This is a genomic window from Streptomyces sp. NPDC026515 (genome assembly GCF_055567595.1).
Genome location: NZ_JBVHQD010000020.1, coordinates 194,455 through 204,262, shown reverse-complemented (window position 1 = coordinate 204,262; position 9,808 = coordinate 194,455). Strand labels below are relative to the sequence as shown.

Here is a 9,808-nt window from a genome sequence, read left to right as displayed (position 1 = left end):
ACGACACCCACGCCCTCGTGCCCCGGCACGAACGGCGGGTTCGGCTTGACGGGCCAGTCCCCGCGCGCGGCATGGATGTCGGTGTGACACAGCCCGGAGGCCTCCACCCGGATCCGGACCTGTCCGGGCCCGGGCTCGGGGTCGCCGCGCTCCTCGATCACCAGGGGCTCCCCGAACCGTCGTACGACCGCTGCCTTCATGGTGGTTCTCTCCTCTGTTCCTGGTCAGCCGTGGGGAACGACGGCGACGGGGGCGGTGGCGTGGTGCAGCACGGCGTGCGTGACGTGACCGACGTACGGGCCCGTTCCCAGCCTCGGGTCGGGGGGCCTGCGCGGGCAGGGGCCACAGGTCCCGCGCAGGGCCCGTTGGACCCCCGGGAACGGCTCCGGGGGCGGCACCGGCGGCGGTCCCGCCCCCCGGAGGGCCTTCAGCGCAGCCACCCGTTGGTACGGACGAACGGCAGCCGGGCCCACAGCCGCCCGAGGCCCAGGGCGTCGCCGGCGGCCGTCAGTGCCAGGACGATCAGGACCACGGCGTAGACGAGGTGGTAGTCGGCGAACGGGTTGGTGGACATGCTCGCGGAGCCGTCCGAGAGGTGCTTGGCGGGCGGCCACTCGGCCGTCCACATCAGCGCCATCATCACGGTGCCCGCGACGGCGGCGAGCCGCAGTGCGACCCCCGCGACCAGAGCGAGGCCGACGCCGAGCAGACCGAGCATGAACAGCCAGTCGGCCCAGGTGTCCCCGGCCCAGGAGTGGAAGGTGGACTCCATGGGCCCCGCGGCGACGGAGCCGAGGAAGCCCTTGGTCGGCGAGCCGCCGTCGATCCAGCCCTTGCCGGCGGGGGTGGCGTAGCCGAAGCCGAAGGTCTTGTCGAGGAACGCCCACAGGAAGACGAACCCGGTGAGCAACCGCAGGGAGGCCAGCGCGTACGCCCGCGCGGCGTGCGTACCGGTCGTCGCCGCCGCGGACTCGGAGGCGGAGGCAGTCCGGGGCCGGCGGAAGGACGGCAGGCGGAAGCCGGAGCCACGGTGAGGATGCTCGTGCACGGCCATGGTGGTGATCCCTTCAGGGAGTCGGGGGACGGTAGGTTCGCTGTCTGACGCCCATCACTCTCATGGTCCGCGAACGGCCACGCCGGATGCCGAACGTCCGCACCCGTTGGGCTGAACGGCCCCGTCCGCCGGGACTGATCGGCATGTGCACGACGTCTGGTGGTCGGTGGTGAGGTCTGCCGACACCGCGCCGTGCACGCCGTCCTTCCTGAACGCCGGGTCGCGGGGGGACCCCACGGCACCGTGAACACGCCCGGTGGACGGGCCCGGGCGAAGCCCTCGCTCACCTTCCGCGGTTACGGGTCCGACTGCTCCGACCCGGCGTATCGGCCTCGTCCCTCTCTTCCATCGCCGGCCGCCCGCTCCGGCACGTCGGCGCCGGCGTTCCTTCCTCCCCTCGCGGACGCGCTGCGCTGCACGCGGGCGCCCGGACCCCGGGGCTCTCCCGCGCCGGAACCCGCGGACCGTCGGGTATGCCGCCCGGCCGTCGCCGCGCTCCTCTCGTCCCGTGCCGCATCAGGGCCGATCGGCCCTGGTGAGGGAGGGCGTGATGTGCTGTGCTGGTAGTGGCGGGAAGGACCGTGGAGGACGCGGAGAAGCGGTCGGGAACCGCGCACCGCGCAATCCGGATCCGCGAGAAGTGGAAGCCCTTCCCGCCCCCGGCATGCCTTCCGGAGGCGAGTAGCGCACGTCCGGCGCCCCGCGCGTGATCCGGAGAGCCGCCTCCCGGCCGCTGGCGCCGGAACGCGGATGCGGCCAGGCTGGAAGGAGACGCCCCGCCGAAGGGAGCCTGCGCGATGGCCGCCGCGACCACGACCACGAGGGCTCTGGAGCCCGAGCACCGCGAGCGGCTGATGCGGCTCGCCCGCGAGGTCTCGTTCGCGGCCGGGACCCGGCTGTTCGAGGAGGGCCTGCGTGCCGACCGGTTCTGGGTGGTACGCACCGGGGCCGTCGCCCTTGACCTGCATGCGCCCGGCCACCGCCCCGCCGTCATCGAGACTGTCGGGCAGGGCGAACTCGTCGGCTGGGCCTGGCACTTCCCTCCGTACCTGTGGCATCTGGGCGCCGAGGCGATGAGCCCCGTGCGGGCCTGGGAGTTCGACGCGGGCCCGGTCCTGGAGACCTGTGCCCAGGACGCCGGGTTCGGCCAAGCGATCGCGACCTGGCTCGGGCAGGTGCTGGCCCAGCGGCTGCAGGCCTCCCGGATCCGTCTCCTCGACCTGTACGCCCCCTACGGAGGCGGCGGACTGACCTGACCCCCGGGGCTGGGTCACCGGCCGGCCGTGCACTCCCCCGCGTTCCGGCACGGGCCGGAAGCCCCGCCGCCCCTAAGGCTCCTGGCACCGCTCGTACGCCTCTCGCACGGAGGTCATCACGCGGTCGGTGAGATCGGGGAGGGCGGAGCGCACGGCCGCGCTCAGCCGTGCGCCGAGTCGGACGTCGGCGACCTCCACGGCGTGCACCACGAACCTCGGCGGCACGCGGCCGAGGGCCTCCGCCAGCGCGAGGCAGTCACCCAGACCGAAGGCGTGCGTGCTCGCCCGGGCCCGTGCGTGCCCGGCGGCCTCCGCCGCTGTCAGTGTGTGCACCGCACCGGGCCGCGCCGGCTGGGTACGGAGGGCCTCCACGATGATCACGGCATCCGCGTTCCGCCACAGGTCGAGGAGTCTCGCGGGCTCGCCGTCGCTGACCGCCAGCACGGTGCCGTCGGGAACCCGGCCCCGCAGTGCCTCCACGACCGCCGGGCCGATCCCGTCGTCACCGCGCAGCGGATTGCCGACGCCGGCCACCACGACCCGGCCGGTCATACACGGTCCACGGTCACGTCGAGGAAGTGGGCGGCGCAGGAGATGCAGGGGTCGTGGTTGCGGATGGCCCGCTCGCACAGGTGGGTGAGTTCCTCGTCGTCGGCCGTGGGCCCGCCCCGGTCCAGGCGGGACTGCACCGCCCTGCGGACGTCCTCCTCGATGGCCGTCTGGTTCTGGGCGGTCGGCGGGATGATGCGGGCCCCGGTGAGCGTGCCGTCCCCGGTGAGGGCGTAGCGGTGGTACAGCAGGCCCCTGGGCGCCTCGGTGGCTCCCACGCCGACGGCCTCCCGCGGCGGGACCTCGACCGCCGGGCGGGGAGGCCGCTCGTATCCGTCGATGATCCGCCGGGCTTCCTCGACCGCCTGTACGATCTCGACCGCGCGTACGACGATGCTCCGGAACGGGTTGTCGCAGACCACGCCCGCGGCCGGATCGCCCAGCCCGGCGTCCCGTGCCGCACCGGCCGCCACGGGATGCAGCCAACGGCCGTTGATCGCGTACCTGGCCAGTGGGCCGGTCAGGAAACGGCGGCCGTCCAGGGTGGCGGTGAGGGCCGTGGAGTGCGGGACCTGCTCCTCCCGGACGTGCTCCTCGAAGTCGGGCAGGGGGAACTCGCGCGGCGCCGGGTCCATCACCGTGGGCGTCCCGGAGTCGATGGCGTAGCGGCCGGGATCGCTCAGCGCGAACAGGGCGTGGTCGCACACGGCGTCGGGAAAGTCGAACGCCGCCACCCAGCGGACGGTCTCCAGCGCGTCCTGCAGGGCCTGCCGCAGCCGGTCCGCCAGGGGCCGGAGTTCCTCCGGTGCGGGGGTCCGGTAGAAACCGCCGATCCGGACGTTCACCGGATGGACGGGGCGGCCGCCGAGCTGTTCGATGATCGCGTTGCCGGTCTGTTTGATCCGCAGGCCGCGCTCGACGGCCGCGCGATGGTCACGGGCGAGTTCCACCACGTCCGCGCGGCCGAGGAAGTCCGGTGCGTGCAGGAGGTGGATGTGCAGGGCGTGACTCTCGATCCACTCGCCGCAGTACAGCAGGCGGCGCAGGTCGGCGAGGGGCCCCTCCACCGTCACTCCGCAGGCGTTCTCGATCGCCTGGCAGGCGCTCATCTGGTAGGCGACCGGGCAGATGCCGCAGATTCGGGAGGTGATGTCGGGGGGCTCGGCATGGCCCCGTCCGGTCAGGAGGGCTTCGAAGAAGCGCGGCGGTTCGTAGATGCGCAGCCTCGTCCCGGTGACCGAACCGTCCTGGACGTGGAGGTGGAGGGCCGCTTCGCCCTCCACCCTGGCCAGCGCGTCCAGCCGCAGGACGCGGGTTCCGCGAGGGTTCATGCGGGCCTTTCGGGGCGGGTTTCCGAGCCGGTCCGTGAGCCGTGCCGCTCCCCGGCCGCGAGTTCGGGTACGCAGGCATGTTCCGGCGCCGTGGCGTTGAAGGTGTGGAAGACACGCTGGATGTCCCGCTCGCTCATCCCGTCGCGGTGCAACTGGGCGACCATGGACCGCAGATTCGGCTGGTCCGCCGGTCCGAAGCAGCCGTAGCAGCCGCGTCCGTAGGCGGGGCAGATCGCGCCGCAGCCCGCATGCGTGACCGGGCCCAGACAGGGGGTGCCGTGCGCCACCGTGACGCACGTGGTGCCGCGCCTCTTGCACTCGAAGCAGACGCTGTGGCTCGGGATCCCGGGTCTGCGTCCGGCCAGGTAGGCGGTGATGACTTCGAGGAGCTGGCGGCGGTCGATGGGACAGCCGCGCAGCTCGAAGTCGACCGGGACGTGAGCCGAGACCGGCGTGGAGGTCCCGAGCGTGGAGATGTACTCCGGGCGGGCGTAGACCGCGGCGAGGAACTCGTCGACGTCGGCGAAGTCGCGCAGGGCCTGGATGCCCCCGGCGGTGGCGCACGCTCCGATGGTCACCAGGTACCGGGAGACACTGCGGACGTGCCGGATCCGCTCGGCGTCCTCGGCGGTGGTGATCGACCCTTCGACCAGGGAGAGGTCGTACGGCCCCCGGCCCGCCAGCCGGGCGTGCTCCCCGCCGGTGCCGCCCTCGGCGGAGGTCATCTCCAGGAAGTGGTCGATCCGTATCCGGTCGGCGAGGCCGAGCAGCTCGTCCTCGCAGTCGAGCAGGGTCAGCTGGCAGCCGTCGCAGGAGGCGAACTTCCACACGGCGAGCGTGGGCCGGGGGCGGGGGGCAGGTCCGGGTCCGGTGACCATGTCACAACTCCCTTACCAGGAGCAGGTGCTCCGCGCGGTCGTAGCCGACGACGGGCCCGTCCCGGCACAGCAGGAGCGGGCCGAGCTGGCAGTGGCCGCAATGGCCGGTGGCACAGCGCATGTTCCGTTCCAGGGAGACCTGGACGTGGTCCGGGGCCACGCCCCGGGCCACGAGGTCGCGGGCTGTGTGGCGCATCATCACCTCGGGCCCGCACACCAGCGCGCGGGTCCGTTCGGGGCGCAGGTCGAGGCGGCCCAGTAGCGTGGTGACCACGCCGACCGCCACGTGCCGGCCGGGACCTGGGCGGTCGACCGTCACGGCCACCTCCGCCGGGCCGCGCCAGCTCTCGATCTCGTCCCGGTAGACCAGGTCGGCCGGGGTACGGGCACCCACCAGGACCGTGACCCGACCGTAGCCGTCCGGCCGTTCCAGGACGGCGCGCACGACCGGCCGCAACGGGGCCAGTCCGATTCCTCCGGCGATCACCAGCAGGTCCTGCCCGGCCGCCGCCAGGTCCCAGCCGACGCCGAACGGCCCCCTGAGGCCGACGGAGTCACCCGGGCGCAGCCGGTACAGAGCCGCGGAGACCGCGCCCACGGCGCGCACGGTGTACACGAGGCCGCCCCGGGGGCCGTGCAGTGCGCTGACGGAGACGGGCACCTCACCGACCCCGAAGGCGTAGATCATCGCGAACTGTCCCGGCGCGAACGGCGGGAGACCGCGCCCGGTCGGCACCAGCTCGATCGAACGGGTGTCGGCGGTCTCCGCCCGCGAGCCGACGACCCGGTACGGCAGTGGTGGCGCCACGCCGGTCACGGTGACTCCGCCGCCGGTCCCCCGGACCGTGTCCAGTCGTGCAGGGCGGCGGCCTCCTCGGTGATGTCGATCCCGACCGGGCACCAGACGATGCAGCGGCCGCAGCCCACACAGCCGGACGAGCCGAACTGGTCGTACCAGGTGCCGAGTTTGTGGGTCATCCACTGCCGGTAGCGGCTGCGCGGGGAGGCACGGACCGGGCCGCCGTGCAGCTGGGAGAAGTCCAGGTCGAAGCACGAGTCCCACAGCCGCCAGCGCTCCGCGTGGTCGCCGGTGAGGTCGGTGACGTCCTCGGTGGTGGTGCAGAAGCAGGTGGGGCACACCATGGTGCAGTTGCCGCAGGTCAGGCACCGTCCGGCGACGTCGTCCCAGCGAGGCGCGTCGAGCGTCGCGGCCATCAGCTCCCGCAGGTCGGCCTCGGGCATGGTGCGGCCCATGCGGTCCGCGGCGGCCGCGACACCCGCGCGGGCCGTCTCACGGGTGTCCGGATCGGCTCGACGGGTCGGCAGTTCGGCCAGGATCCCGGCGCCTTCCGCGCTGCCGCTGCGGATCCAGAACCGGTGCCCGTCCTCGTCCACCACCTCGGTCATGACCAGGTCGTAGCCGGGACCGGCGGCGGGACCGGTGCCCATCGAGACGCAGAAGCAGGTGGCACCCGGCTCCGTGCACTCGACCACGATCAGCAGTGCTCCGCCGCGCCGTCCCTCGTAGCCGGGGTCCCGGTGCGCCCCACCGGTCAGCACCCGGTCCTGGACGGCGATGGCCCGCAGGTCGCAGGGGCGCACGCCCAGGAAGGCGTAGCGCGGCGGCACGGGCCGGTCGGCCGTGACGACCAGTCCGTCCGGCGACCGGTCGGCGCTCCACTCCCGCACCCGTGGCGGGTGCAGGAACGGCTTCCAGGCCTGCGGGCCCGCGGCGTGCGCGAAGGCAGCGCCGTCGAGCCGCTCACGCAGCCGGTAGCGCCCGGCCTCCAGCTCGACGCCCCAGCCGTACGGCAGTTCACTGGCCGACCGCAGCTCGGCCAGGACGATCGCACCGTCCCGGACCGTAGGCCCCACCACCGTGAAGCCGCGTCCGATCAGCACGTCGACCAGCACCGCCATGCCGTCCTTGGTCAGGACAGAGCCGTCGGACGCGGGGGCCGGGGAGGCGTTGGCATCGGCGTCGGCGGTCATGACCGGCCTCCTTCGGCAGCCTGGGTGCCTGCCCGTCCTGGCGAACGCAGCAGCGGGTGCGGCCGTGCGGCTCGTGCGAGGAGCCGGACGACGTCGCCCCTCGGCAATCTTCCCCGGTCATCGTCTCAAGCGCCCGGCAGCCGTGCCACCGAGGCGTCGAGCCCTGCGGTACCGAGTCCCCGCCCCGGCGGTAGCCGCCCTGCCTCGCGGAACCGGACGGCTCCAGGCGCTGGAACCCACGCCCGGCGAGCAGGCGTACGAGGCGTCCGGGCGGCATTGCGGCCGCCTGCGCGCCGGGACGCGGGTCAGCCGTGGCGCTGGTAGTTGTTCTCGTACTCGTCGAGGGGGAGACGAGTTCGTGGATCTCACGGCCCTTCAGGAAGACCCACCCGGTGGTACGCCCCACGGTGAGCCGTGTGCAGGCCGGCCGCCGGGTGCTGAGGAACGTCCGCAGGTCGGGAACATGGACATCGGCCACGGCGTGCATGGCGATGCCCGCCACGGAGGTGACGCGTCCTGCGTCCCGGAGCTCCGCGGTGGCGGCGTCCATGAGTGCCCGACGCGGCCCGTTCATCCACACGGCGTCTCCGTGGAACTCCGCCGCCTGCGCCGCGGGGTCGAGGGCGCGGAACTGCTCGTCGGTGAAGTCGACCGGGAGGCCGAGCGTGTTGTGGACGACCCCGCTTGCTCCGGGTCCGTCGGCGTCCTTCGTGAAGACGACGATCTCGGCATGGGGCACGCCGTGGACATTCTCGTACGTCGTGGTCACCCGATCCTGGCGGGCCGGTGTCGAAGGCATGGGGCCACTCGCTTTCGGCGATACGGACGCTCCGGGTGATCCGCGTGCCCCTGGCGCCGAGTGGCGCCGGAGGCCGACGGTCTCGCCCCCGCCTGAGAACGTAACCACCTGTCCGCCTTCCCGCCCCCGACGGCTGCACCGTGCGGCCGGACGAGTGACGTTCACGCCCCCGCGGGAAGGCCGGCCACTCGGGTGCAGTGGCCGGACTTCTCCGGCTGCGCCGACCGCCGGCACGGGGGAAGATGGCCGCCTGGGGAGCGACAACACGGCCGGGGTCCGAGACCCTGCCCTCGACGCGGTTGAGCGAAGTGGTGCCGATATGCCCGAGACATCGCAGAACCCTGCCTGGCGCCGGATCTCCGAGGACGTGGCCGGCGCAGCCGTCACGGTGGCACGGGCCGCCGGGCACGCGGCCCTTCATCCGAGGTCCGCGATCGCGCACGCCCGGCGTCTGCCCGACATCGTGCCCGTCCTCGGTCAGGCGGTGAAGCCTGTCCTGACCGGGCGCGTGGACGACTGGCGTGGCGAGTACGCCTACACACTGGGGCAGCAGGCGTTCGTCTACGGGTTTCCGTACATCTACAACGCCAGGCTGAGGCACGACTGGGTGACGCGACCACGCAACCCCGCGACGGTTCCGTACGCGGCCGTCGACCATTTCTGGCACGCCGAGCGTCTGCTTGACGCGACCTACCGCGACGGCGGATGCCCCAACAACGACACCCTGTACTCGACGGCCTGGGTGAACCTCGGCTCTGAACCCGTCGTCCTCTCCCATCCGGACATGGGTGACCGGTACTTCACCTTCGAGCTGGTGGGGATCACGTCCGACAACTTCGACTACGTCGGCCAGCGCACCACCGGATCGGACTCGGGCAGCTTCGCCCTGGTCGGTCCGCAGTGGCAGGGAAGTCTTCCCGCCGGGGTTCGCCGCCTGAAGGAGGCACCCAGCCCCTGGATCCTCGTCCTCGGGCGCACCCTCGTCAACGGCCCCGACGACGTGCCACGCGTCCGGGAACTCCAGGAGCAGTACCGGCTGACCCCGCTCAGCCTGTACGGCAGACCGGACGCGCAGGTCCCGGAAAGCCGTGACGTCCTGACGCCGGTCCTGGCGGAGGACGATCCCCTCGGACCGTGGAAGACGCTGAACGCGATGCTGGACGAGAACCCTCCGCCGTCTCACCACCAGGTGCTTCTCGACCAGTTCGCCCAGATCGGCATCGGTCCCGGCCTCGACGTCGAGGCCCAGCCCGACGCGGTGAGACGAAGCCTGATCCGGGCCGCCACCGTCGGCGTGCCCCTGCTCAGACAACAGATCCTCAGCGGTGACTGGGCCCACCTCGTCCACGGCTGGCGCTACCCTCCCCCGCAGATGGGGCGCTTCGGCGACGACTTCCTCAAACGCGCCGCCGACCAGTCACTCATCGGCGTCGCCGCCAACGACCCCGCCGAGGCCGTCTACCTGCTCAACTTCGACGACGCGAACGGCGCCAAGCTGGCCCCCGAAGGCCGGTACGAGCTGCACTTTCCCGGCGACGCCCTGCCACCGGTCGACGCGTTCTGGTCGCTGAGCGCCTACGGGGAGGACATGAACCTCATCGCCAACCCGGCCGACCGCTACTCGGTGGGCGACCGCAGCGCCGGCCTGCGGTGGGACGATGACGGCGGACTGACGCTCCACCTGCAGAGCGAGCCGCCCGGACCGGGCAGGGAGGCCAACTGGCTGCCCACCGCGAAGAAGGGTGCCTGGTTCGTGGCCCTTCGCATGTACCGGCCCCGCCCCGAGGTGATCGACGCGACCTGGGAGTGTCCCCCGCTGACCCGCGTCGCCTGACGACTCGGCCCGCGCGCCCGCGAGGCTGTCGGGGAACCACCCGAGAGCCCGGTTGTCCCCCCGGTGCGGGAGAGGGCGGCCGGACGGATGATCGAAGGAGGCCCGAAGGAAGGAG

At 72.8% G+C, this 9,808-nt stretch carries 9 protein-coding genes; 2 read left to right on the top strand and 7 right to left on the bottom strand.

Features of this window, described 5'->3' with window-relative positions; genetic code table 11:
• Together ACZ4O3_RS34595 and ACZ4O3_RS34590 are read right to left on the bottom strand one after the other, a co-directional pair.
• A partial coding sequence (locus ACZ4O3_RS34595) for an alcohol dehydrogenase catalytic domain-containing protein (protein ID WP_467726104.1) occupies positions 1-200 on the bottom strand: 200 nt, incomplete at its 3' end.
• A gap of 227 nt (positions 201-427) precedes the next feature.
• Positions 428-1,054, bottom strand: a complete 627-nt coding sequence (locus tag ACZ4O3_RS34590; protein ID WP_467726102.1) for a hypothetical protein — start codon at positions 1,052-1,054, stop codon at positions 428-430.
• Between the two features lie 797 nt (positions 1,055-1,851).
• Here ACZ4O3_RS34590 and ACZ4O3_RS34585 point away from each other — a divergent pair.
• On the top strand, positions 1,852-2,310 hold the full coding sequence (locus ACZ4O3_RS34585) for a Crp/Fnr family transcriptional regulator (RefSeq protein WP_385001274.1): 459 nt from the start codon (positions 1,852-1,854) through the stop codon (positions 2,308-2,310).
• Positions 2,311-2,382: 72 nt separating this feature from the next.
• On the opposite strand, the gene ACZ4O3_RS34580 is transcribed toward ACZ4O3_RS34585, so the two are convergent.
• Genes ACZ4O3_RS34580 through ACZ4O3_RS34560 form a run of 5 tightly spaced genes read right to left on the bottom strand, consistent with a single transcriptional unit; the run spans position 2,383 to position 7,060 of the window.
• Positions 2,383-2,862, bottom strand: a complete 480-nt coding sequence (locus ACZ4O3_RS34580) for a hydrogenase maturation protease (protein WP_467726101.1) — start codon at positions 2,860-2,862, stop codon at positions 2,383-2,385.
• On the bottom strand, positions 2,859-4,190 hold the full coding sequence (locus ACZ4O3_RS34575; protein WP_467726099.1) for a Ni/Fe hydrogenase subunit alpha: 1,332 nt from the start codon (positions 4,188-4,190) through the stop codon (positions 2,859-2,861). Before ACZ4O3_RS34575 ends, ACZ4O3_RS34580 begins: the two co-directional genes overlap by 4 nt.
• Positions 4,187-5,068 carry an NADH-quinone oxidoreductase subunit B family protein gene (locus ACZ4O3_RS34570; protein ID WP_362725204.1) on the bottom strand — a complete coding sequence of 294 codons (882 nt, stop codon included), beginning with the start codon at positions 5,066-5,068 and terminating at the stop codon, positions 4,187-4,189. The genes ACZ4O3_RS34575 and ACZ4O3_RS34570 overlap by 4 nt, the downstream gene beginning before the upstream one ends.
• 1 nt (position 5,069) lies before the next feature.
• Positions 5,070-5,885: an FAD/NAD(P)-binding protein gene (locus ACZ4O3_RS34565; RefSeq protein ID WP_362725207.1), complete on the bottom strand. Its 816-nt coding sequence runs from the start codon at positions 5,883-5,885 to the stop codon at positions 5,070-5,072.
• The gene (locus ACZ4O3_RS34560) at positions 5,882-7,060 is read right to left on the bottom strand and encodes a 4Fe-4S dicluster domain-containing protein (RefSeq protein WP_467726098.1); all 1,179 of its coding nucleotides are present in this window, start codon (positions 7,058-7,060) and stop codon (positions 5,882-5,884) included. The genes ACZ4O3_RS34565 and ACZ4O3_RS34560 overlap by 4 nt, the downstream gene beginning before the upstream one ends.
• 1,118 nt (positions 7,061-8,178) lie before the next feature.
• On the opposite strand from ACZ4O3_RS34560, the gene ACZ4O3_RS34555 reads away from it, so the two are divergent.
• Positions 8,179-9,693: a DUF1254 domain-containing protein gene (locus ACZ4O3_RS34555; protein WP_467726096.1), complete on the top strand. Its 1,515-nt coding sequence runs from the start codon at positions 8,179-8,181 to the stop codon at positions 9,691-9,693.
• Positions 9,694-9,808: the final 115 nt, after the last annotated feature.

Excerpts from the sequence above, each read along its gene's own strand:
- ACZ4O3_RS34590 (WP_467726102.1), bottom strand. The coding sequence starts at position 1,054 with ATGGCCGTGCACGAGCATCCTCACCGTGGCTCCGGCTTCCGCCTGCCG.
- ACZ4O3_RS34585 (WP_385001274.1), top strand. The coding sequence starts at position 1,852 with ATGGCCGCCGCGACCACGACCACGAGGGCTCTGGAGCCCGAGCACCGC.
- ACZ4O3_RS34580 (WP_467726101.1), bottom strand. The coding sequence starts at position 2,862 with ATGACCGGCCGGGTCGTGGTGGCCGGCGTCGGCAATCCGCTGCGCGGT.
- ACZ4O3_RS34575 (WP_467726099.1), bottom strand. The coding sequence starts at position 4,190 with ATGAACCCTCGCGGAACCCGCGTCCTGCGGCTGGACGCGCTGGCCAGG.
- ACZ4O3_RS34570 (WP_362725204.1), bottom strand. The coding sequence starts at position 5,068 with ATGGTCACCGGACCCGGACCTGCCCCCCGCCCCCGGCCCACGCTCGCC.
- ACZ4O3_RS34560 (WP_467726098.1), bottom strand. The coding sequence starts at position 7,060 with ATGACCGCCGACGCCGATGCCAACGCCTCCCCGGCCCCCGCGTCCGAC.
- ACZ4O3_RS34555 (WP_467726096.1), top strand. The coding sequence starts at position 8,179 with ATGCCCGAGACATCGCAGAACCCTGCCTGGCGCCGGATCTCCGAGGAC.